Origin of the sequence: Symbiopectobacterium purcellii (genome assembly GCF_052050035.1) — a bacterium.
GTDB lineage: Bacteria > Pseudomonadota > Gammaproteobacteria > Enterobacterales > Enterobacteriaceae > Symbiopectobacterium > Symbiopectobacterium purcellii_A.
This window is the reverse complement of sequence record NZ_CP189880.1, coordinates 1-23,184: the sequence shown is the minus strand read 5'-3', so window position 1 is coordinate 23,184 and position 23,184 is coordinate 1. Positions and strand designations below refer to the sequence as shown.

Below are 23,184 nucleotides of genomic sequence, written 5' to 3'. Positions count from 1 at the left end.
AGTGGTTCCCCCATCAACATGAGAGAAAAACCAATGTTGCCCTCATTAACGTCAACCTTTGTTGCCGTCAAACCTCGCATTGACGCAACACTGAGATGGATTTACCAAAAAACCTTTTCCGCCAAAGACCGCATTGCCTTCTACGACATGCTGGCCTTTTTGCTGGATAACAATAAATCGTTGCAGCAAGCCTTTCTGGATATGCGCAATGTCGCCACCGATTTTGGTCGTAATCATCACCCCTACGCCGTGCTGTTGACCGATTGCCTGTCTGCGCTGGATGAGGGGCAAGGGGCGTTTGAAAAAGTACTACTGGAATGGGTGCCGGTTCAGGAAGCCACCCTGATTGGCTCTGGTCTCCTGTCCGGCAAGCTCTCTGATGCCCTACGCCGTGCCAGCCAGATTGTGGAAGGCAAGAAAACCATGGTCTCCGCCCTGTTTAGCGCACTGGCCTACCCCTGCTTTCTGCTCGGGATCGTGGTGCTGATGATGCACATGGTATGTAACAAATTTATCCCCAAGCTGGACAGGCTGATACCGCGCGAAAAATGGGAGGGCGCGCTTAGCCTGCTCACCGGCATTTCTGAATTTATGGTTCATTTCGAGTGGTTACTGCTGTTGGTGTTACTGGCGCTCAGTGCGCTTATCGTCTGGTCTATGGGTAATTGGGCAAACCGGAAAATCGCCGACCACCTGCCGCCATGGTCAGTGTATCGCGCGGTGCAGGGGGTTTACTTTTTGCTGAATATTGCCGCTTTGCTGCGGGTCAATATCCCAGTCATGCAGGCGGTGAATATGCTCGGTGAAACCGCCAGTCCGTGGCTGGAAAGGCGCATTAATGAAACCCTGCATTATATGCGACAGGGCGAACATCTGGGGCTGGCCTTAAAAAGTACCGGCTATCACTTTCCCTCACGGGAGTGTGTCAATCAGATGATGCTGTTAACCGAAGGCGCAGGAGCCGAAAACAGCCTTGAACGCTATGCCGACCGCTGGTTGCAGATCACCATTTCGCAGGTCAAGAAAACATCACGCTATTTAACGGCTTTCTGCTTCTTGTTGGTATTCGGCTACATGTTGCTGCTGCTATTAGCCAGCAGCGATTTAAATACCATGGTCAATCAAATGGGGTAAGGAATGAAAGATAATATGTCGTTTTATTCACAAACAAAAGAGGACGTTATGAAAAACAAGGCAACGTTGCACCGGGTTTTTTTAAGTCTGGAAGCGATGGGGGTATTGGCGATTATCGCGGTCGCCATTGTGCTGGCTGTCAGCGCCGTCTCTATCCTGTTTAATAAAAGCACCCTTAACGATGAAATGTCCAATGTGCAGGCCTTGGTGACGCAAGCCCGTGGCATGTTAAAAACGCAGGGTGAATACCCGTTTAGCAGTGGAGCGAAGATGACCGGTACACTGGTGCAGTTTGGCGGCGTACCGGGTAGCATGACCATTAACGGTGACAAGGCGAGCGGCGCGGCCAAGATTGCCAACGGCTGGGGCGGTGATGTGATTATTGCCCCGGAAAAAATTCAGGGGTCAGCCAATAACAAAGGTTTTTCCGTGACCTATAAGAATGTGCCGCAAGACGCCTGTGTCATCATGGCAACCAAACTGAGCGGCAGCGCGATGATACACGAGGTCTCTATTTCCGGTACCAACAATGTGGGGGCCGTCACCGCAGAAAAGGCCGGGACGCAATGTAAAGCGAATAATGGCTCGGTCGGCGTGAATACCCTCATCTTTAAATCCAATACCTGATCTTCCCTTTCTTTTTTAATTTTTCTCATCCTTTCCATGCAGGAAAGGCGGGTGTTGCTTTTTCTGCATTTAAGGCGCGCTAACATGAAAATTATCCCCTTTTGGCTTGCCATGAGCATGACCACGGCGGCACAGGCATTTTGTTTTAATGAAGCGGGGGCGATATACCAGATTGACCCGAAACTGCTCAAAGCCATCGCCCAGCAGGAAAGCAGCCTCTCTGCGAGAGCGGTCAATATCAATCGGGATAAACAGGGGCGGGTGTTGAGTACCGATTATGGGCTGATGCAGATCAATTCGACGCACATCCCTAAACTCAAAAAAATGGGGGTCATTCGCGATCAGCAGGATTTGCTCAATCAGCCTTGCCTTAACGTCAAAATCGGCGCGTGGATACTGGCGCAACATCTGCGTGAGTGTGGCGTTAACTGGGCTTGTCTAGGGTCGTATAACGCGGGCTTTCATCCGCGCAATAAACAGAAACGCTTACGCTATGCCCAACAGATTTATGCGCGCTACTGGCCGGTTATCAGCGGTGACAGGAGGAAGCCGTGAGCGCGGTGAGTCTGGTGTTGCTGGGACTGTGCGCTGTCATCGTGCAAAGCGGCGTGGTCATTGTCGCAAGGCATTTTCTCGATGTTCATCAGGAGCGTCCGCTGTCAGCCATCGGTCGGATGATTACGTTAACATGCGTGATTTTTACCGGATTAACCTTTCTATCGACAATATTAGCGCCCTCGCCGCTACAGGGACTGTTTTCTCTGCTTTTCCTCGCGTTTTTAGCCTTGTTTATCTATCTGGATGCAGCCAGTCGGTGCTTACCGCGCTGTTTTACGCTGGCGTTTGGTCTCACAGGAGCCGTCTGGCGTTTTATCTTGTCTCCGGAAAGCGGATTAACCGCCCTGCTCACCGCGTTAAGTGTCTTTGGCGTGCTTTGGGGACTGCGAACCCTCGCTTATCGTCGCGATGACCGCGCGCAATTTGGTTTGGGTGATGTGTACCTAATGGCGGGATTGGGCCTGTGGTTTTCCTTCCCCGCGGTACTTTGGGTTATCAGTGGTGCGGCTATTGCAGGGGGTCTTTTTTTGCTGGCAAGAAGATCACGCCATCCAATTCAGTGGCAAGAAAACGTCAATCATCGTTCAGCACCGTTTGCGCCGTTTTTGTGTGGCGTGGCGGCAATTGACCACCTTTGGCTGATGGGGAGTTATGTTAAGGAGATCATACGTTGAAAAAAATAACACAAAAAAATAAACACGATATCCATCGCGGATTTGTCTCGCTGGAAATCATGGGGGCATTGGTGGTTGTGGCATTAGCGGCTTTATGGGGTGCAGAGAAATACAGCGACTATCTGGATGAACAGGAGTGGGCCGTCTCTGCCCGTCATGTCAGTCAGTTTAATGAGGCTGCAAAGCAATATATTGCTGACCATCGTGATGAGCTACTCAATCAGCCGCTCCCCAAACGTATTACCCCTTCCTCGCTGATAAATAAGGGATATTTACAACGTGGCTTCGCGGAGAAAAATGGTTTTGGTCAGCAGTATGTGACCGGCATCGTCAAAAATAGTGCCAAAGGCCAGCCAGCATTACAGGCGCTCACCTGTAGCGTACAGGGTAGCATCCTGTCAGAAAAAGGAATGCGCCGGATTGCTGCCATGATTAACGGGATGGGCGGTTATGTCAATGAGAAAAATATCGCTACCGGCTCTTATGGCGGCTGGACAAGCCAGCCAAGGGATTTTGGCCTCGATTGCCGTCACGGGCATATTGCCATTGCGTTATCGTCAGAAATCCTTGGTAGCGTGTTGCAGGAAAGCGACCGACTGTATCGCTTTCAGGTGAAGCATCGGCCAGAACTAAACCGGATGCACACCGCTATCGATATGGGCGATAACGACATAACCCGCGCGAATGTGATTAATGCACACTATTTTTACCCCAGTTCACAGGTTATCGCCGGTGCTACCTGTTATCCCGATGGCACCGTCTCCCGAATAGAGACCGGAGAATCCGTTTCCTGTGTCAAGGGAAAATGGGCGAGGAGTTCAGGCGTCCCCATCGGAACCATTGTTATGTGGGGGAGTTCAGTTTTACCCACGGACTGGCTTGAATTAAACGGGCAATCTTTTAATAAACGCCAATATCCCGATCTTTCCTTGCTGTATCCCTCATTAAAACTGCCTGATTTTCGCGGGCGTTTTGTTCGTGCACTCGATCATGGCGCGGGCATTGATTCGGAACCGTCCCGATCACTCTTAAGCCAGCAGCATGATGCGATGCAGAATATCACCGGAAAATTCCCCTCCATGACATGGTCTCAGGATTTGGCCGGTGATGCGTCTTTTGGCGGTGCCTTCAGGAATGATCGCTTCATTGGCCCGGGTGACTCTGGCACGCACGAAACCGCGACATTTCAGGTTGGCTTTGATGCTTCCAGAGTGGTGAGAACCACCAATGAAACGCGCCCCAAAAATATTGCCGTGATATTTATTATCAAGGCTGGATAAGTTATCTGAAAATTTTGTGAACGGAGTCAACATCAGCAGATAAAAAACATTCATTCATTAAATTTCAAATGGAAATTAACGTGAAAAATCATGTAAACACAAACAGGGCGGCGCTCCATCGCGGTTTTGTCTCACTGGAGGTGTTAGGCGCACTGGTGATTGTAGCAATGGCAGGATTGTTTGGCGCAGAAAAATACAGTGACTATCTGGATGAGCAAGAGTGGGTTGTCGCCGCCCGTCATGCCAGCCAGTTTAATGAAGCGGCAAAACAGTACATTGCTGACCATCGTGATGAATTATTCAATCAAGCTCTACCCTACCGTATTACACCGTCGTTACTGATTAAAAACGGTTATCTGCAACAGGGTTTCGCCGAGAAAAACGGCTTGGGTCAGCAATACGTAACCGGCGTCGTGAAAAATAGCGCCAAAGGCCAGCCCGCGCTACAGGCGCTCACCTGTAGCGTACAGGGTGACGCTTTGTCAGAAAAAGGGATGCGCCGAATCGCCGCCCAGATCACCGGCATGGGTGGATTTGTCGATGAGAAAAATATCGCTACCGGCGCTTATGGCGGCTGGACAAGCCAGCCAAGGGATTTTGGCCTCGACTGCCGCCACGGGCATATTGCCATTGCCTTATCGCCAGAAATATTGGGTAGCGTATTGCAGGAAAGCGACAGGCTGTATCGCTTTCAGGTGAAGCATAAGCCTGAGTTAAACCGTATGCACACCCATATCGATATGGGCGGTTACAATCTTAATAACGCCAATACCGTGAATGCGAAAAAGGGGATTTATTCGGAGGAAATCAATGCAGGGGGCAATATCAAAACGCAAGGCGGCTGGCTGATAACGCAGCACGGAAAAGGCTGGTTAAATGAAGCGCACGGCGGCGGCTTCTACATGAACGATAACGACTGGATACGCTCAGTCAACAACAAGGGGATTTATACCGGCGGTCAACTGAAAGGCGGCACGGTCAGGGCCGATGGCCGCCTGTCTGTCGGCGAATTTTTACAACTGGATGGCACGGCACAACCCGGTTGGGGATGCAGCCCTAACGGGTTGGTAGGCCGAACCCCCGAAGGTGCTTTACTGTCGTGTCAGAATGGACGCTGGACGTCAGGAGCCTCGCTGCAACAACGCGAATGCAAACAGATGGGGAACTGGGGTGGCCGCGATTTCAGAGAATATCGTTGCCCCGTCGGTTGGTATGCCGCTGGTCTCAAATTTGTGGGTCATCAACGCGAAGAGTCGGCCTACGTTATTACATGCTGTAAATAATTGATTGATATAAAAATAAATTATTTTCATCCCTGATTAACCCATATCAATTTATCTACTGGAAAATTTAGCTCTCTGGCGATTTTTAGCAAAGACGTCGTTTCCTCGTTCTCGAGCTTGGTCGTGCGTGAAAGCAGCCATAGATAATTTCGACTCGGCCCTGCAACCAGTGCATAACGATATTCTGGATCCAGAGCTATCACATGATAGCCACCATAAAACGGCCAAAAAAATGAAACTTTAAGCGCTGCTCGGTTAGGTGAATCAATAAATTTCGCTTTACCGATGCTTCTTCGCCATTGTTGTTGAGTGGCCGAAAACCCTTGATTAATCACTTTTACGCTACCATCTGGATTACGGACGTAAGTGGCGGTAATGTGTTCGAGTCCACGCTCAAAGCGATTATCCAGTCTGGCAATTTCGTACCAAGTCCCTAGATAGCGATCGAGGGAAAAGTTTTCTACTGCCTGTACCCCTTGTGGCGGGGATACGCTGCAAGACAGAGAGAGCAGTGAAGATATCAATAAATAGATGTTTCTCCATAATTTCATGTTGATTCAACCTTGTGAACATTCTCAATGAATAAATCAGCGTAATGAAAAATAATCCAACAGGAAATCTATCATGAACAAAATAACCTTCACAGTAGTATGTCTATTACTTGCTGCCAGTTTCCCTCTTCTTGCGGATAAAAAAGTTGACTCAGGAGACCCGTGTACCGTGGTGCTGTGCATGTACGGAAAATTGCAGGGCAATAATCAAAGCGAATGCAGCGGCGCAGTGCGTCAATTTTTCTCACTCAGCAAATTTGGCAGACACGGTTTTGACCCGTGGAAAACATTTGTGAAACGACGTGATTTTCTGGCCGGTTGCCCTTCGGCAGATCCGGCAATCGTCAGCGACATCATGAAACAATTTGGGAAAATGAGAGGATGAGAAAAAAATACAAGGCCCCATTCCCAGTCGAAACGCAACAAAACGGTAGGGCATTATGCCGCCTGTAAGTGCGTTAAAAATACCTCATTTGGAGAACGATAACCCAGCGATTTTCGGCCTCGCGTATTGAGCAGGTGTTCGAGTGCTGCAACCTTGCGATGGGTGACATAATTGAAGTCCGTTCCCTTCGCGTAAAAACGCCGTATCAGCCCGTTGGTATGCTCATTCAACCCGCGTTCCCAGGAATGATATGGCCGGGCAAAGTAGACCGGTGCCCCCGTGACTTTTGTAATTTCCCCGTGCTGGGAAAATTCAGAACCGTTGTCAGCAGTCAGGGTTTTAAACTCGCAGAAGGTATTGGCAACGATGTCCCTGAAGGCCGCTACCACTGTCTCTGCTCGCTTGTTGGGCAGTTTGCGAATGATGACCAGCTTGACGGCTTTATCGACCACCGTCAGCAGGAATGATTTCTGATCTTTGCCAAAGATGGTGTCAATCTCGAAATGCCCGGGTTCCTGCTTGAGGTCAGCAACGGCCGGCCGCTGCTCAATGCCAACACGGTTGGGAATAGGACCGCGTTTGTTCTCATCGGTCTGATAGTTATACCGTTTACCCCGATGAGGGAGCTGCTGATACAGCTCACCGCCGGCCCGGCGCTCCTGCTGGATATAGCGATAGAGCGAGTTCTTGCTGACGGACAGGCCAAATTCCAGGACCAGGCGCCCACTGATGACCTCAGGTGAGGTGTGGGTAGACAGCGCCGTTCTGATAAAGTCCTGAATGTGCGGTTCAAGCTGGTTAATCACGCTGTCCGGCCGTGTTTTCTGCCGCCGCCCTCTGGCCAACGTTTCGGCCCTTCTGCAGGAATAGACCCCGTTGAAAGCGGCGTCGGTATTGCGTCTGAGTTCCCTGCTGATGGTAGAACGAGGAAGCTCCAGTTCCCGGGCGATGGTGGCCTGGTTAACCCCATCACCACGCCGCTTTTCGATGTAGAACCGTTCTTTGTGAGTCAGATGTTTTCCCTGCATGCAACGGGATCTCCAGTAGGGCCAGAACGGTGATTTTATCCGACTCTGGCCAGTGGGTCACTTTGTTGCATTTCGACTGGGAATGGGGCATTGAAGGAGAAGGCTTCACTGCTGAAGAACTGTTAGGTGACGGTGTTAACATTAGCAAGACCCGCAGAAAAGCCCCAGCAAAATATGAATTTGTCGAAAATGGCGAAACCAAAACATGGACAGGAAAAGGGCGTAAACCGAAACCCATTGCCGAAGCCCTGAGCGCTGGACGTAGCCTTGACGAGTTTTTGATTAAAAAATAAAATGAATAAATAAAAAATAGACTGCTGGATTTTAACCATGAGTGAAAACGAATTATATGATTACGCTATAACGCTGTTAGCTAAAAAAGACTATTCTTCGGGTAGCTTACATCGCCTACTCAGTAAATTGACAGAAAAAGAAGAAGACGTTGACCGTGTTGTTCGGCGGTTAAGTGATAACCACTATCTCAACGATACACAGTTAATTAATAACCTTATAGATAAACACATTAAAAAATTCCATGGCCCAACGAGAATAAAGCAGGAAATCAGGCAAAAAGGCTTTCCGCAAGAATTGATTGAACAAAAAATAGAGGCGTCCGGCATAGACTGGTATTCGCTGGCTAAAGAAGCAAGGATAAAAAAATTTTCTGATACACCGTCATCAGAGCAAAAAGAGAAAGCAAAACAGATCCGCTACCTTCAGTACAAAGGATTTTCTATGGACATGATTTTTGAATCTTTTAGCTAAAATAAGTAAAGCATTTTATTTCAGAAAAATGTTCAGAAAAAATCCTGATCTAAACGCGAGGGTTTTAGGCTTCTTATTTTAAGCTTCAATTTCGCAGAAATTGTTAAGCGTTAAAATAAGAAGTGAGGCGATGCCGGAAGGTTCAATTTCGGAGAAATTGTTAAGCTTCCGTATCCATCGCCGCACTGCAAACATTTTCACGGAGTGAAAATTGCAGCAGCCGGGGGGAGCCGCAAGGGAAAACGTGCCCACACGTTTTAGCGCGTCCTAGCGCGTCCCGCAGTGGGGGGCAAAGCCCCGCACACCGTCGAGGCTAAGTCGATTTATCGACGTGGCGCGACCACCCTCTTTGTAGCCAGTTTTCCGATTTTTCGAGCTTGCGAAGAAAAAGAGGTTAAAACGGCGTATCAGGGCATAGGATGTAATCATTTTTAAGTCGGTTGGCTATACTCAATACAAGGGGGGCTTTGTTGAATAATTTAACCGTTTGATTTACATCTTCTTTAGTTAGAATGCATTTACAGAGAATGTATTTTGTTAGAACGACAAATCAAATAGTTAGCACAATAAAAAGCATTCCGAGAGGAAAAATTAGTCGTTGAAATTTTATAATGCTTATATAAATCAGTATCTTAAATTATTCAACAAAGCCTACAAGGGGGGGACTGTAAAATAATCTGTGTAAATGGCATTTTGAGGAAAACCTTCAAAGGATAACAAAATGCCTATCAGCAACGAACTTATTGACCAACTGCTTCAAGATTGTCACTCCCCTCAGGATCTGCTGGGTGAATCAGGCCTACTCAAGGTGCTGACTAAAAGACTGGCGGAACGGGTTCTTGAAGCTGAGATGGAGATGCACCTTGGGTATGCTAAGCATGACCCGGCTGGTAATCATTCAGGCAACTCACGCAATGGCAAGACATCCAAGAGCGTACGTAGCCAAAATGGGGAGATCGAGCTCGATATTCCGCGCGACCGCAACAGTACCTTCGAGCCGACACTGATCGGTAAGCACGAAAAACAGCTTAACGGCTTCGATGACCGCATTATTTCTCTCTATTCCAGAGGGTTATCAACCCGTGATATTCAGGCACACTTTAAAGAAGTCTACGGGGTCGATGTTTCCGCTGGCTTCATTTCTCAAGTGACCAATGCTGTGATGGATGAAGTTAAGCGCTGGCAGCAACGGCCGCTGGATGCGCTTTATCCCATTGTTTACCTTGACTGTATTGTTGTCAAAAGCCAGGACGGCGGAGCCGTGGCCAACAAGTCTGTTTATCTGGCCCTCGGCGTCAACGGCCAGGGCGAAAAAGAGCTGCTGGGGCTATGGATAGCCAAAACTGAGGGGGCCAAGTTCTGGTTATCTGTGATGACAGAACTGAAAAATCGTGGGCTAAAGGACATCTTCGTCGCCTGCTGCGATGGCCTGAAAGGCTTTCCTGATGCCATTGAAGCTGTTTACCCGCATACGCGGGTACAGCTCTGCATTGTGCATCAGGTGCGGAACTCGCTGCGCTACGTCGGCTGGAAAGAGCGTAAGGCCGTTGCTGCTGACCTGCGCACCATCTATAGTTCCGCAACGCTAGAGGGCGCTGAAGAGGCCCTGGATGCCTTCGCGGCCAAATGGGATGAACAGTTCCCGACGATCAGCCCGTCGTGGAGAAATAATTGGGAACGTCTCATCGTCATTTTTGACTTTCCGCCGGAGATCCGCAAGGTTATCTACACCACCAACGCGATAGAGTCGTTAAATGCTTCATTGCGCAAGATAACGAAAACGCGACGAATATTTCCAACGGATGACTCGGTGATAAAATTACTCTATCTAGCCTTGCATAATATCTCTGCTAAATGGACCTTGCCAATCAGAGACTGGAAACCTGCTATGAGCCAATTCATGTTGATGTATGGAGAACGAATCTCCGGTTAAGCAATGGAGCCATTTACACAAAATTCTTTACAGACTCACAAGGGGCAGAAAATCGCTGGGCTATCGTTCTCCCAATGAGGTATTTTTAACGCACTTACTGGTGGCATAAGCCTCTACCGTTTTGTTGCGTTTCGAGTGGGAATGGGGCCGTTTCAATCGGTTACGCAGCGTCAGATTTTCACGCTCAATACGCTGTGTATACAGCTTACCAACAATGTGCTTTGCTTTTGGAAGTGCGTCGTTGTAAGCCCTGTAGCCATCAGTGCACCAAAACGCCACTCTGAACCTCGAGAGCAGTTTCAGCAACTTATGCAGCTTTTTCTTGCTTCGAGAGCCAAATGCATGAGCCATAATCCGCTTCAAACGCGGCTCCCATGCATACCACAGCCAGCGCTGTCGTTTTCTGTCCGCCTGTTTCGCCCACCACGGGCGGGAGAGCGTTGCCAGTACCTGAACCGGGGTGTTTGCGCCTTTGACCATGATGGCGAGGGTGGTGTTAACCTGAAACGCCGCTTCAGCTTCGTCCTCTTCGTCCAGCATGCCCAGTAATACCGGATAGCGACCACAGTCCGGGCGCTTGCCCACCGCACAGAAAGCAAAATCCACGGCAACACCGAACACCTTCTCAACCACGAGACGATAGAAAGCCGCCTGCATGTGATAGCCAAACTTCTCCACCGACTGGCCAAAATCCAGCACATCATCGGTGGTCTTGATATCCAGCAGGAACGGCGCGCCCGCGAATTCACCCAGCCAGTCCGGGCGCACCTTGAGCAGCAGACCGTTTTCCATGCGCCAGAACAGCGACAGCTCGGCGACGCCGTTTTCCAGCAACGCCGCCACCGTCGGATAGGCCAGCGCTGAATCACGCATCAGGCAGACGGTATCGAAATCGTCGCGCTTTATCGGCGTCATGCCATGTTCAGCACACCCGGCTTCAAACGCCGCCAGTGTCTGCTTGCCCTCATTGGTGCGCAGATTGACCGACGGCGCACAGGCGTATTGCGTCGCAAAACGTTCCGGCTCCAGAATGGCCGTGTGCAACGCAGTACCCAGAAGCAATGCAGGACTCCCCTCTGACTTACGAGGTGCGTTTTTGTACCAGTCCAGTGCCGCGATACCGCCACGATGGGCCAGTCGGAGATGGGTACTGGAATAACCGTCAACCGCATGATAGAGCGCGTTGCTGAGACCCCACAGCACCAGTGAGCCACCCACCGGGATATCCGCCAACCGCGCATTCAGTGGATTCTCAGAGGTAAACGGTCTGCCGTCTTCCACCGAACCGTTAACCAACGGGAGGTCGCGCAGGAATTCAGGCACCTCCGTTTCAGGTGAGGGGGGAATATCAGATTCAGCAACGACGGCTGGCTCATCTTCAGCTGCGTCTGCTATCGTGGTTTCGGGGTCAGCATCAGGAAAAGCCTCCGCCCCTTCCCCAGGCATCATCGGCGCTGCGGCAACGTAGTCCTCGTAGTCAGGCAGCCGCGGTACGTCTTTTTCATCATCGAACCCCAGTGATTCCACCAGGTACGCATCTATCTCTTCAGAAGTCATGGTGAGCTTTTGATGACCGGCAGCGAAAATCAACGCAAAAAGAGCGGGACGGGAACCGGCGAGAATATCGGGGAAGCGTTGCAATGCCTGATACCAGCGTGTTATTTCGCTATCGCCACGAGCGAGTCGGTGCTGGGAAATCTCCAGAAGGTGAGCCGGAATGTCATTGAAATCCACCTCTACCGGCAACAAGGCACAGGCGATATCCAGTTCAAGGTCAGCACAGTCTCGCGCGTTGGCCTCGTCGGATTCCGATGACCAGGCATCAATATCTGGAGAATTTATGACCGATATCTCACTCTCAGTCACCGCAACGGTTTCGGCTGACTCACCCTCCCTTTCCACAGAATTTTCCACAACTTCAGGGGGTAACTCGTTATTATTATTTGCAATCAGCGAGATAGACGCTGATTTATGCACAACATCCCCCGCACGATATACCCGTAATGCGACTGCCCTGATATCGTCCAGATGGGCATCTTTTGGCATGACCGCCCTGTATTCGCTAACCTTTTGCTGTAATGCTGAATAGCGGGCGTAGATTTCAGGCTCGTCATCAGGGCAGGCCAGAAAGTCATCCGCATCCCGCACCTCGTCCTCGTCGTAACACTCCTGCTCACCGAACAGGGCCAGTAACGCGCAGTAGCGCTGTACGGCCATATCATCCACGATGTCGAGCTGCTGTTCCGTCTTGCTGAGGTAAACCTCTTCACTGATTTCATTCAGACGCGGTACCTTGTACATCATGCAGCAGTCAGGGTCTTTTTCGGACAGCACCTCAAGGGCTTTGAGTTTGGCGGCGTGTTTGGTCTCGGCAGACAGAAACTCAGTGAAGGTCTTGTAACCCTCCGGGTGCAGCGTCTTCTGGGATATGTAGGTCACGGTGAAGTATTTCATGCCGCACCTCCGCTTAAGAGGTACGCACGCTGGCGTGGGGTAAGGTGGCTGGACATGAGCACGAAGCTCGCGAATTGCTCATTTGAAATGCCGCACGCTTTCAACAGCCGTGCAATATGCGTACTATTCCGCATAGCTCAACTCCTAGATCAGTTAGGTTTTGGGTTAGCTGGCTGCGTGAGGTAATGACTCTCGTGGCTAGCGCTTTCTTTACTCAAAAAAACACATAATTTATGCTCAGACGATAAAATGTCGTTTGACAAACGTCAACCTAAAAATTAGTTTACTCCATAAATAAAAACGACGAAGGGCACATTATGAATTGGAAAAACTCCATTCTTCATCTTAAAGCTAGAGCTGGCATGCAAACAGACAAGGATCTTTACGCTAGAGCCAAGATTAACCCCAGTGCATTCGCAGCGATTAAGCGTGGCACTGCTACATTCAAAACGGTTGAAAAACTATGCTCGGCCTGGGGCGTTAAGGTCAGTGAATTTATCTCATGGGGAGAGTAATTTGTTGTTTTTATTAAAAATAAAAATATTAGTTACCGCTTTTTGGTCGTCATATCCGAGATATGATCAGCACTCTAGGAGTATGAAAGTTGTACTTATTCAACGATTTTTCTGTTTTTTGCAAAAAAATAGACCTGCATATGCTGATAATCACCTGAAAAGTTATACACCGCTTTTTGGTCGTCGCAATACCGCTTTTTAGTCGTCTAAATACCGCTTTTTGGTCGCTTGAGTTAAATATAATTCATTGTTTTATTTGGATAATAACACAAAGCAAAGAAGTAAAGATCTCAAAGCTAAAGAATAACAGAGTCGGAGACTCTGATGTTACAAAGGACAACCAATGTCACATCGCCCCTTAGCGTTACATGAAAAAGAGAGCAAACAGCAGGTTATTGTCCAGCACAATGATCTTATAACTGCAAGATACATTCTTGGTATCGATGGTCTACGCTTGTTATTGCTTTTGTTATCAAAAGTGAACCAACGAGGGGATAATCCTGGCCTAATAAAAATTACCATACGTGAATTTCAAGAAGTTTTCGGCATACCAAACAAAAATGTTTATCGCTGTATAAACAATGCCATAAGCGCCCTATGGGAAGGAAGTATTGAAATTTACGTACAGAAAGAACGTATGAAGGCATTAAGAATCTCACGCTGGATTACAGATCAGACTTACATAAAAGAAGATGGAAAACATATTGTTATAGAAATTACACTTAACCCTAAACTAGATCCTTTTCTTTTTAATATGGCTACAAACTTTACGTGGACAAATTTTGAATTTATTCAAAATATTCGTTCAGTCACTAGCTTTAGACTATACATGTACTTAATTAGCTGCAAAAATCATCCTTTATGTAAGCGGAATGTTTTTTTTGAAGTGTCAATTTTAATTGATGATTTCAAAAATCTATTTTCCACAAACTGTGCCAGATTTTTTGATTTAAAGAAAAAATCCATTGATCCTGCAATACAAGATATCAACACTTATTCTAATCTTTCAGTACATTGCAAAACAGTAAAAGAAGGACGTTCAGTAGTAGCACTTCGCTTCGGATGTGTTGAAGAAAAAGCATCTATCAATAAACCAAAGCGTCCTCGTCTAGCCAAACGCCCACACGTAAAAACAGGATCACACGCTGAGGGTGAATGGATGCAGAAGAATACAGAGATACTTTACCAGTATGAAAAGGCGCTGAAAGAGTACGATCCTGCGTTACATCTGGAGATGCCAGATTTACGACGAGCAGTCGAGTATTCGCGTTTATTCAAACCAAACTGGCATCAAGAGAAGAAGCAAGAACTAGAAAAAAGAGCGGCTAAATAACGCTGCTGGTTCGGTAAGACATGCAAGCCCCGTTTCTCACGCGGGCAGCTTTAGCCGCCAGACGCAGCCGGGCTTCACAAACGTGCGCACGGTGTGCCGTCCAGTCGATATTATCTTTCAAAAGCGCCAGCTCATTGGCCTGACGCCAGAGATTTTCTGCACCTTATTTTAAGTTAACGTTCGGGATATTGTTAACTGACTGAGTTGGTCGTGTATTCAATCTGTTGATTGTAGTGTAAAATCTCCGGTTTTGGATGTGGAATACAGTGGCTAAAGTTGATGTAAGATGCCCGTTTTGTGAACAGACAGACCCTGTGAAAAAACACGGTTATGGCAAAAGTGGCCATCAGCGTTACCGTTGTCAGTCATGCAAACGAACCTTCCAGATTGATTATGCCTATCGTGCCTGCCAACCGGGAATGTCACACCAAATCATTGACTTGGCAATGAATAATGCGGGTATTCGTGACACTGCGCGGGCACTACATATTAGTATCAATGCCGTCGTGCGCACTTTACAAAACTCTCGCCGAGGAATGTAACAACATTGCCACTGGATAACCTGCAAATTCAACTGATTTGCGAGGTGGATGAGATGTGGTCATTTGTTGGCAACAAAAAACGACAGCGCTGGCTGTGGTATGCATGGGAGCCGCGTTTGAAGCGGATTATGGCTCATGCATTTGGCTCTCGAAGCAAGAAAACGCTGCATAAGTTGCTGAAACTGCTCTCGAGGTTCAGAGTGGCGTTTTGGTGCACTGATGGCTACAGGACTGACAACGACGCACTTCCAAAAGCAGTGCACATTGTTGGCAAGCGGTATACACAGCGTATTGAGCGTGAAAATCTGACGCTGCGTAACCGATTGAAACGGCTCAATCGCAAGACGCTGGGATATTCAAAATCATCCGAAATGCACGATAGGATCATCGGCACTTACATCGAACGCGAGTATTACGCTTGATGCTAAATCAACTCATTGAATACATGACCGGAAATTCTGGATATTTATATTCCTTATTCCCATGAGAATCGGCTCTGTTGCAAAAATTGCTTCGCGGATAGACTTTGCTTCCATTTTCACGAGTACTGTTGCTTATGAACGTATTTAAAGGTCGGCATTTTCAGCAAGACATCATCCTCGGGGCAGTACGCTGGTACTGCAAATACGGCATCAGCTATCCTGAGCTGCAGGAGATGCTGGCCGAACGCGGCGTGAATGTCGATCACACCACTGTTTATCGCTGGGTCCAGCACTACGCACCTGAAATGGAGAAAAGACTGCGATGGTACTGGCGTCAGCCTTCCGGCTTCTGTTCATGGCATATCGATGAAACTTATATCAGAGTTAATGGCAGATGGGCTTACCTGTACCGGACTGTTGACAGCAAAGGCCTAACCATCGATTTTTATCTCTCTCCACGCCGTAACAGCAAAGCAGCATATCGGTTTCTGGGAAAGATTTTGAACAACGTGAAAGGCTGGCAGGTCCCCCGCCTCATCAACACAGACAAGGCTCCCACTTATGGCCGTGCGCTGGCGTTGCTGAAACGGGAGGGCCGGTGTCCGCCCGATGTTGAGCACCGGCAAATTAAGTACCTGAATAACGTCATTGAATGCGATCACGGTAAGCTGAAAAGAATAATAGAAGACAGCCTACGCCACAATCAAAGGCATCGAGGTGATGCGTGCGCTACGGAAAGGTCAGGCCGAATCATTTTATTTTGGGCATCCTCTGGGTGAGATGCGTCTGGTGAGCAGAGTCTTGAGTCTGTAAAGAATTTTGTGTAAATGGCTCCATTGCTTAACCGGAGATTCGTTCTCCATACATCAACATGAATTGGCTCATAGCAGGTTTCCAGTCTCTGATTGGCAAGGTCCATTTAGCAGAGATATTATGCAAGGCTAGATAGAGTAATTTTATCACCGAGTCATCCGTTGGAAATATTCGTCGCGTTTTCGTTATCTTGCGCAATGAAGCATTTAACGACTCTATCGCGTTGGTGGTGTAGATAACCTTGCGGATCTCCGGCGGAAAGTCAAAAATGACGATGAGACGTTCCCAATTATTTCTCCACGACGGGCTGATCGTCGGGAACTGTTCATCCCATTTGGCCGCGAAGGCATCCAGGGCCTCTTCAGCGCCCTCTAGCGTTGCGGAACTATAGATGGTGCGCAGGTCAGCAGCAACGGCCTTACGCTCTTTCCAGCCGACGTAGCGCAGCGAGTTCCGCACCTGATGCACAATGCAGAGCTGTACCCGCGTATGCGGGTAAACAGCTTCAATGGCATCAGGAAAGCCTTTCAGGCCATCGCAGCAGGCGACGAAGATGTCCTTTAGCCCACGATTTTTCAGTTCTGTCATCACAGATAACCAGAACTTGGCCCCCTCAGTTTTGGCTATCCATAGCCCCAGCAGCTCTTTTTCGCCCTGGCCGTTGACGCCGAGGGCCAGATAAACAGACTTGTTGGCCACGGCTCCGCCGTCCTGGCTTTTGACAACAATACAGTCAAGGTAAACAATGGGATAAAGCGCATCCAGCGGCCGTTGCTGCCAGCGCTTAACTTCATCCATCACAGCATTGGTCACTTGAGAAATGAAGCCAGCGGAAACATCGACCCCGTAGACTTCTTTAAAGTGTGCCTGAATATCACGGGTTGATAACCCTCTGGAATAGAGAGAAATAATGCGGTCATCGAAGCCGTTAAGCTGTTTTTCGTGCTTACCGATCAGTGTCGGCTCGAAGGTACTGTTGCGGTCGCGCGGAATATCGAGCTCGATCTCCCCATTTTGGCTACGTACGCTCTTGGATGTCTTGCCATTGCGTGAGTTGCCTGAATGATTACCAGCCGGGTCATGCTTAGCATACCCAAGGTGCATCTCCATCTCAGCTTCAAGAACCCGTTCCGCCAGTCTTTTAGTCAGCACCTTGAGTAGGCCTGATTCACCCAGCAGATCCTGAGGGGAGTGACAATCTTGAAGCAGTTGGTCAATAAGTTCGTTGCTGATAGGCATTTTGTTATCCTTTGAAGGTTTTCCTCAAAATGCCATTTACACAGATTATTTTACAGTCTCAGAGTCTTTGAAATGTAAGTCCTTTCAATAACACTAAAGGCTGCCTCATCACAAACTTTGCAACAGTGCCATTTTAAAACAATTACATCCTTTTTCTGTTAAATGATAAAATATTATTTCCCCTCCAATATATATTCTTTCATGTACTGGTTTTTTTGATTCTAGGTATCTCTGCTCATTCATCATTGTTGGTATTATGTCAACTAAGTTACCTTCAAGTATTGTGCAATCTGGTTTTACTCCTGTCCCATATTCTAATGATTCAGATTTAAAATCGTTAGTTGAACGATATGCATACGATACGGTTTTACCAGTTTCTTCACAAATACCAAATTGATAGACTGTTGTTGTAAATTAATCAGGCAGAGAAAATTCTTGTTTATAGTGGCTTTGTTGAATAAATCAGAATTAGCCGACAGGATGACTCCCTCTGCTACACCTGTTATCCTATCCTGACGCTGTCCGGCATACCCAACAACGTCATACGGTTCAGCGCTTTGACCATCGCCATGGCTTCACCTACTTGAGCCTCATAGTCACGCAGGCTCAGATGGCCACCCAGCAAAGTTTTTATGCGGAACATCGCTGTTTCTGCCACTGAACGCCGGTGATAACCCACTTTCTTTTTCCAGATATCATTACTCCCGCTCAGACGCTGATTCGCCACCGCATGGTTACGTTCATGGTACTTGTCCGGCCAGTATTTGGCTCCGCTTCGCGGCGGGATAAGGGGCCTGATTTTCTTTCTCAGCAACGCATCGTGGCAGTAACGGGCGTCATAAGCACCGTCTGCTGACACTTCCCTGATTTTCCGGTGGGTTTGGTTAATCAGGCCCGGCAGTGCCTGCGCATCTGTCGTTCCGCTGAGCGATAAGCCGGCACAGATAATCTCATGCGTCGCACTGTCTGCTGCCAGATGAAGCTTGCGCCACACTCTTCGTCTGTCAGCCCCATGCTGCCTGACTTTCCATTCACCTTCGCCAAAGACCTTCAGACCGGTACTATCGATGACCAGATGCGAGATTTCACCACGCGTTGGCGTTTTTATGCTGATACTGACGGTTTTTGCCCGCCGACTGACCAGCGAGTAGTGCGGGCAGCGCAGTGGCAGGCTCATCAGTGTAAAAACCGAGTCGACAAAGCCCTGTAATGCCCGGAGCGACAGGTTAAACACGCGCTTTATCATCAAAACCGTGGTAACAGCCATATCGGTGTAGTAAAGCGGCCGACCACGACCTTCAGGCGAAGAACTGTCAGTCCATGCAGCGATGGCCGACTCATCAAGCCAGACCGTCAGGGAGCCGCGTTGTCTGAGTGCTTTGTTGTAGGTGGGCCAGTTGGTGATTTTAAACTTTTGCTTTGCCATGGGGAGCTGCTATCGGGAGCGATGATAGTGCTCTGATCCGGCGATCCCCTGAAAGTTCGATTTATTCAACAAAGCCGTTTATAGTCTAACCAAAGTCTATTAAGTGCTTTTGGAGTGTGAAAATCCAAATTTTGGATGCCCCGCACAACCATCCTTGTTGATGCTTCAAGTAACCACTTATTTGCAAAGCCACCTGCTCCAGTGCCAGCTACGATGGTTTTTAAGTGAGGTATAAAGCCAGACTTACTAGGCTGTGTCCCTTAATTGCCTAGTAGATGAAAAATCGTACAACACAGGCAGTTTTTGATTGTAAAAACACACGGGTTAGTCCAAAAAACGAACAGAGTTGATGTGTATTTCTTATTTTCAATCAGTGAAAATGAATTAAGGGACACAGCCTAAAAAAAACAATAGGCTTCCCATTATCAACAGCAAGAGTATCTGTCGCTACTACCGATTGTATTTCGTCGGTATAAAATATTAATGATGACATTTAATTCCCTCTATCAATTAATTATGCTCTGTAATCAACCACCCATAATATCCAAATCACCCTATTTTAGCTGATTCTAATAACCAGTGATTTCGTTGGTTTTCATCCATGTTGTCCCATGCTGCAAGTGCAGCTTTCAACACGGTTGTTTTACTTTGCCCTGTCCTCATTGCCTCGGATTTGAGTATACCTTCGAAATTTTCATTCAAGCGGAAATTAAGCAGCTTGGCTTTAGCTGTTACTGGATTTTTACTGGCTCCGGCAATGAAACGCGCAGTTTCTGCGTTAGTCGCTGGTTCGTTTGATTCAGGAAGTTTTGGGGTATTCAGTTTTAAAGCCATTTTTTGATCTCTTTAATCAGGACACTATAACGAATGTCTTTATAGTGTATTTACAATGTAAATATTTATTGTTAATTTACTGAATTTATTAAACAATTCCTAATTCCATACCAACTAATTCGAGCTGTGCTTTTGCATTGTTAAGGCTGGAAGCACGAGCTACATCATGCACCCCTGCCCCTTCGTTACATGCGTTTTCGAATACATCCAACTCGGCTATTCTTGTCTTTAATGGTTGAATCCAGATGCTGTCTGAACGGAGTATTTTGTCTAGTTCTATGGCTTTCTGTGTGTGACGTGGTTTGCTTGGATTAATGCGCGTCATTAATACCCACGGTTGAAGATTTCCATTAGTCTTTTGAGCTATTCTGACTTTTTCCGTTACGCTTGTTAGGGTTTCACTTTCAAAGTCAGATGAAGGTTTTACCAGTGTAACCATGATGTCTGATACGGTCAGAGCGCTACGGAACTCATGGCTATCATGCCCTGGACAATCCACGATCAGTACTTCACAGAGTTTGCTTAGGCGGCTTATCTCCTTGGTTACATTCCCGTATGCCTCATGCACAGGGACGGGTAACAGGCCATTTGCCTGACGCTTTTCACTCCAACTGAACATGTCTTTGTTTTTGTCTGTTTTCAGAACGATAACCGACTTGCCTTTGTTTACAAGCATAGAGGCCGTATTAGCTACGTAGGTGCTTTTCCCAACACCGCCTTTGTCTGATACTACCAGTAAAATTTTACCCATTTGAGGCCTCATATTATTTACGTTGTAAAGATGGTATAAAGATATATCTGTCTTTACAGCATCTTTATACACCGAGCGCTTTACTATGTAAAGACGTTATAAAGACTTTATAGTATTTACATAGTAAAGCAATAGTAAATCACGAAATGTCTTTACGTGTGATTTACAATGTAATGATTGATGTGTCTTTACAATGTTAATTGTATGTCTTTATGATGTTTATCGGTTACAACGTAACAAAAAATGGGAAACTGGCGAAAATGGAGCTTAGGACATAAATTCAAGGCGAAAACAGGTGTGTTGCAAATATGTTAATGGTTGGTCGGTTAAGCTAAAATTTGATGATCAGTTATGTATGCCAAAAAAGAATGAAATCGCCGGATTGAGCTTGGTTTTTGAAGGTTTCGTAGTAGATATATGGTTTGGCTGCTATAAAATTATCAAAAGTCGGCAATTTAACATATTGTATCTTACCCGTACCGATTTCTGAGGGCTTGTCAGCAACTCTTTGGCTGAGGTGGTGGCTGATAAAACATTTATATGAATGTTGTAACTAAAGTATGTTTTGTTAAAAGCCGAAGGTGGTTAGCCTCCGGCTTTAGCTACGTTTCCGTCACCATCAGAAGAAGATGCGGATCAGTTCTAAAAGTGCGATTAACACTTTTAGAACCATGATTGCTTTATCGATAAAAGCGCCCATGCGTTTCTCCATAAATGGAGAGAGAACACCGCTGCTCGCTCTTACACTGCCTGTTACAACGGTTTCTACACGGTCAGTTATAGGTAGTTGCCCCATTCCCAGTCGAAACGCAACAAAGTGACCCACTGGCCAGACCCGGGTAAAATCACCGTTCTGGCCATACTGGAGAGCCTGTTGCATGCAGGGAAAACATCTGACTCAGAAAGAACGGTTCTACATCGAAAAGCGGCGTGGTGAAGGTGTCAACCAGGCTACCATCGCCAGAGAGCTTGCTCTGCCTCCCTCGACCATCAGTAGGGAACTCAGACGCAATACCGACACCACTTTCAATGGTGTCTACTGCTGTAGAAGGGAGGACACTCTGGCCCGGAGACGCCGTCATAAGCCTCTGCCAGAAAATGCTTTTCACCAGCTGGAGCCACACATTCAGGACTTCATTAGGTAGAAGCTTTCCACTCACTCTTCACCTGAAATCATCAGTGGCCGTTTGCCCCTAGAATTCGGTATATCTGTCAGAAAAAATACGCTCTATCGCTATATCCTGCAGGAGAGACAGGCTGGCGGGGAGCTATATCAGCAACTTCCTCATCGGGGAAAACGTTACAGGTACCATACCGAAAACCTCAAACCAGGCTCTATTCACAACCGTGTTGGCATTGAGCATCGCCCAGCTCAAGCCGAGCTTAAACAGGAGCCTGGCCACTTCGAAATTGACACTATTTTTGGCAAAGACCAGAAGTCATTCCTGTTAACCATCGTAGATAAAGCATTGAAAAACTTCATCATTCGCAAACTGCCTAATAAGCGCGCGGAAACTGTGGTTGCTGCTTTCAGGGACATTGAAGCCAATACCTTTTGCAAGTTTAAGACCCTAACAGCTGATAACGGCCCTGAATTCGCTCTGCACGAGCAAATGACTCAAATCACAGGGGCGCAGGTCTACTTTGCCCGTCCTTATCATTCCTAGGAGAGGGGCTTGAATGAGCACACCAACGGGCTGATACGACGTTTTTACCCAAAGGGAACAGACTTCAGTCAGGTCAGCCATCGTAAGATGGCCGAACTCGAACACATACTCAATACAAGGGGCAGAAAATCGCTGGGCTATCATTCCCCCAATGAGGTATTTTTAACGCACTTACTGGTGGCATAAGCCCCTACCGTTTTGTTGCGTTTCGACTGGGAATGGGGCCATATGCTGCATATACTGGAAAGCGACTGATGCAGGCTTACCCGTTGCGGCACCGTCGCCGACGGGTCTGATGACGCTGTGCGCGCAGGCACCTTGTCTGCCATGTGGTCACCCTAATTGTGTCTACCAATATTGTTTAATTATAGCGGAATGTGAAACTTAACTGAATGTAATATAAGGTTTTTTACATTTCATTCAGGCGCGCGAGCAGTGCGCAGCGTGACTTCAGATGCGTCGCTAGCGACGCATGCCGGCGGAAAGAATGTCACATAGGATGTTGTAGCCACTCCCGCCGGAACGCCCGGCGTAGCCGGTTACGGCTTGATAGAAATCACCTATCGATACCTTCGCCCTGCAAAGCTAAATTTGTTTACTATTACTATAAGGTTTATGTGCGCGGCCGGAGTGGTCACGGCAAGGCCTTTGGCCGTAGCCGGGGCGTATCTCCGCGTTATGCGCCGTAGGCGCTTACGAGCGTGTACTCGAGTCTTCCCGCTATAGATTTCAGAAGCCACGCTGAAGGTAGTTACAACATCCATTATAAAAGCGGCACCGTTCCCCGGCCTTTGGCCGGGGGGCGGCGCGGCTTTTGCAGTGGTGGGGTTTGGCGCTGAGGTTCCAGAAGCGGTGTTTCATCGGTTGCACTTTTATGTATGTTGTAACTAATACTTAATGCCCGCCGTTTTATGGCGGGAGGTGCTTCTGTTTTTACGAAGCTTCACCTGACGTTTGGGTTTATCTGGTG

At 47.7% G+C, this 23,184-nt stretch carries 21 protein-coding genes and 5 pseudogenes; 17 read left to right on the top strand and 9 right to left on the bottom strand.

The features are described from left to right. The first annotated feature begins 18 nt into the window (after positions 1-18). The 6 genes from ACQGXV_RS00130 to pilV (ACQGXV_RS00105) all read left to right on the top strand — a co-directional run bounded on the left by ACQGXV_RS00130 (position 19) and on the right by pilV (ACQGXV_RS00105) (position 5,556). Complete coding sequence (locus ACQGXV_RS00130) at positions 19-1,134, top strand: type II secretion system F family protein (protein ID WP_440862563.1); 1,116 nt, start codon at positions 19-21, stop codon at positions 1,132-1,134. A 48-nt stretch (positions 1,135-1,182) separates the two neighbouring features. After that, on the top strand, positions 1,183-1,761 hold the full coding sequence (locus ACQGXV_RS00125; RefSeq protein WP_440862562.1) for a type 4 pilus major pilin: 579 nt from the start codon (positions 1,183-1,185) through the stop codon (positions 1,759-1,761). Positions 1,762-1,845: 84 nt separating this feature from the next. Further along, positions 1,846-2,316, top strand: a complete 471-nt coding sequence (locus ACQGXV_RS00120; RefSeq protein ID WP_440862600.1) for a lytic transglycosylase domain-containing protein — start codon at positions 1,846-1,848, stop codon at positions 2,314-2,316. Further along, positions 2,313-2,993 (top strand): prepilin peptidase, encoded by a 681-nt coding sequence (locus tag ACQGXV_RS00115; RefSeq protein WP_440862561.1) that lies wholly within the window; start codon positions 2,313-2,315, stop codon positions 2,991-2,993. Before ACQGXV_RS00120 ends, ACQGXV_RS00115 begins: the two co-directional genes overlap by 4 nt. Beyond that, on the top strand, positions 2,990-4,273 hold the full coding sequence (gene pilV, locus ACQGXV_RS00110) for a shufflon system plasmid conjugative transfer pilus tip adhesin PilV (protein ID WP_440862560.1): 1,284 nt from the start codon (positions 2,990-2,992) through the stop codon (positions 4,271-4,273). The genes ACQGXV_RS00115 and pilV (ACQGXV_RS00110) overlap by 4 nt, the downstream gene beginning before the upstream one ends. A 68-nt stretch (positions 4,274-4,341) precedes the next feature. Continuing rightward, positions 4,342-5,556: a shufflon system plasmid conjugative transfer pilus tip adhesin PilV gene (pilV, locus tag ACQGXV_RS00105; RefSeq protein WP_440862559.1), complete on the top strand. Its 1,215-nt coding sequence runs from the start codon at positions 4,342-4,344 to the stop codon at positions 5,554-5,556. A gap of 26 nt (positions 5,557-5,582) precedes the next feature. On the opposite strand, the gene ACQGXV_RS00100 is transcribed toward pilV (ACQGXV_RS00105), so the two are convergent. Then, positions 5,583-6,107 (bottom strand): lipocalin family protein, encoded by a 525-nt coding sequence (locus tag ACQGXV_RS00100; RefSeq protein WP_440862558.1) that lies wholly within the window; start codon positions 6,105-6,107, stop codon positions 5,583-5,585. Between the two features lie 73 nt (positions 6,108-6,180). On the opposite strand from ACQGXV_RS00100, the gene ACQGXV_RS00095 reads away from it, so the two are divergent. After that, positions 6,181-6,492: a TrbM/KikA/MpfK family conjugal transfer protein gene (locus tag ACQGXV_RS00095; protein ID WP_440862557.1), complete on the top strand. Its 312-nt coding sequence runs from the start codon at positions 6,181-6,183 to the stop codon at positions 6,490-6,492. A gap of 53 nt (positions 6,493-6,545) precedes the next feature. On the opposite strand, the gene ACQGXV_RS00090 is transcribed toward ACQGXV_RS00095, so the two are convergent. Further along, positions 6,546-7,520, bottom strand: a complete 975-nt coding sequence (locus ACQGXV_RS00090; RefSeq protein WP_440862556.1) for an IS30 family transposase — start codon at positions 7,518-7,520, stop codon at positions 6,546-6,548. 89 nt (positions 7,521-7,609) lie between these two features. On the opposite strand from ACQGXV_RS00090, the pseudogene ACQGXV_RS00085 reads away from it, so the two are divergent. The 3 genes and pseudogenes from ACQGXV_RS00085 to ACQGXV_RS00075 all read left to right on the top strand — a co-directional run. Beyond that, positions 7,610-7,813, top strand: a pseudogene (locus ACQGXV_RS00085) (H-NS family nucleoid-associated regulatory protein); the annotation flags it as partial. 37 nt (positions 7,814-7,850) lie between these two features. Further along, positions 7,851-8,285 carry a regulatory protein RecX gene (locus ACQGXV_RS00080; RefSeq protein WP_440862555.1) on the top strand — a complete coding sequence of 145 codons (435 nt, stop codon included), beginning with the start codon at positions 7,851-7,853 and terminating at the stop codon, positions 8,283-8,285. A gap of 721 nt (positions 8,286-9,006) precedes the next feature. Beyond that, the gene (locus ACQGXV_RS00075) at positions 9,007-10,218 is read left to right on the top strand and encodes an IS256 family transposase (RefSeq protein ID WP_440862551.1); all 1,212 of its coding nucleotides are present in this window, start codon (positions 9,007-9,009) and stop codon (positions 10,216-10,218) included. A 147-nt stretch (positions 10,219-10,365) separates the two neighbouring features. Here ACQGXV_RS00075 and ACQGXV_RS00070 read toward each other — a convergent pair. Together ACQGXV_RS00070 and ACQGXV_RS00065 are read right to left on the bottom strand one after the other, a co-directional pair. After that, positions 10,366-10,683 (bottom strand): annotated as a pseudogene (locus ACQGXV_RS00070) (IS1 family transposase); the annotation flags it as partial. Positions 10,684-10,803: 120 nt separating this feature from the next. After that, positions 10,804-11,664: pseudogene (locus ACQGXV_RS00065) on the bottom strand (PD-(D/E)XK nuclease-like domain-containing protein); the annotation flags it as partial. A gap of 1,325 nt (positions 11,665-12,989) precedes the next feature. Between ACQGXV_RS00065 and ACQGXV_RS00060 the strand changes: the two are divergent. From ACQGXV_RS00060 to ACQGXV_RS00045, 4 genes and pseudogenes are all read left to right on the top strand, one after another. Then, positions 12,990-13,187, top strand: a complete 198-nt coding sequence (locus tag ACQGXV_RS00060) for a helix-turn-helix domain-containing protein (protein ID WP_440862554.1) — start codon at positions 12,990-12,992, stop codon at positions 13,185-13,187. 343 nt (positions 13,188-13,530) lie between these two features. Further along, entirely contained in the window at positions 13,531-14,520 is a 990-nt protein-coding gene (locus ACQGXV_RS00055) for a replication initiation protein (RefSeq protein ID WP_440862553.1), read from the top strand. A gap of 266 nt (positions 14,521-14,786) precedes the next feature. Further along, positions 14,787-15,484, top strand: a protein-coding gene (locus ACQGXV_RS00050; RefSeq protein WP_440862552.1) for an IS1 family transposase whose coding sequence is annotated in 2 segments (ribosomal slippage) — positions 14,787-15,039 and positions 15,039-15,484 — 699 coding nt in all. Because the reading frame shifts where the segments join, the coding sequence is not laid out codon by codon here. Between the two features lie 134 nt (positions 15,485-15,618). Then, positions 15,619-16,297, top strand: a pseudogene (locus ACQGXV_RS00045) (IS6 family transposase). A gap of 27 nt (positions 16,298-16,324) precedes the next feature. On the opposite strand, the gene ACQGXV_RS00040 reads toward ACQGXV_RS00045, so the two are convergent. The 5 genes from ACQGXV_RS00040 to dinQ all read right to left on the bottom strand — a co-directional run bounded on the left by ACQGXV_RS00040 (position 16,325) and on the right by dinQ (position 21,427). Continuing rightward, positions 16,325-17,536 (bottom strand): IS256 family transposase, encoded by a 1,212-nt coding sequence (locus tag ACQGXV_RS00040; protein WP_440862551.1) that lies wholly within the window; start codon positions 17,534-17,536, stop codon positions 16,325-16,327. 502 nt (positions 17,537-18,038) lie between these two features. Further along, on the bottom strand, positions 18,039-18,962 hold the full coding sequence (locus tag ACQGXV_RS00035; protein ID WP_440862550.1) for an IS5 family transposase: 924 nt from the start codon (positions 18,960-18,962) through the stop codon (positions 18,039-18,041). Between the two features lie 549 nt (positions 18,963-19,511). Continuing rightward, positions 19,512-19,796 (bottom strand): CopG family transcriptional regulator, encoded by a 285-nt coding sequence (locus tag ACQGXV_RS00030; protein WP_440862549.1) that lies wholly within the window; start codon positions 19,794-19,796, stop codon positions 19,512-19,514. Positions 19,797-19,884: 88 nt separating this feature from the next. Further along, entirely contained in the window at positions 19,885-20,547 is a 663-nt protein-coding gene (locus ACQGXV_RS00025; protein ID WP_440862599.1) for a division plane positioning ATPase MipZ, read from the bottom strand. 619 nt (positions 20,548-21,166) lie between these two features. Continuing rightward, positions 21,167-21,427 (bottom strand): damage-inducible type I toxin DinQ, encoded by a 261-nt coding sequence (gene dinQ / locus ACQGXV_RS00020; protein ID WP_440862548.1) that lies wholly within the window; start codon positions 21,425-21,427, stop codon positions 21,167-21,169. Here dinQ and ACQGXV_RS00015 point away from each other — a divergent pair. From ACQGXV_RS00015 to ACQGXV_RS00005, 3 genes and pseudogenes are all read left to right on the top strand, one after another. Further along, complete coding sequence (locus ACQGXV_RS00015) at positions 21,426-21,692, top strand: helix-turn-helix domain-containing protein (protein WP_440862547.1); 267 nt, start codon at positions 21,426-21,428, stop codon at positions 21,690-21,692. The genes dinQ and ACQGXV_RS00015 overlap by 2 nt on opposite strands. 15 nt (positions 21,693-21,707) lie before the next feature. Beyond that, positions 21,708-22,214: pseudogene (locus ACQGXV_RS00010) on the top strand (IS30 family transposase); the annotation flags it as partial. A 9-nt stretch (positions 22,215-22,223) separates the two neighbouring features. Beyond that, on the top strand, positions 22,224-22,400 hold the full coding sequence (locus ACQGXV_RS00005) for a hypothetical protein (RefSeq protein WP_440862546.1): 177 nt from the start codon (positions 22,224-22,226) through the stop codon (positions 22,398-22,400). Positions 22,401-23,184 lie beyond the last annotated feature (784 nt).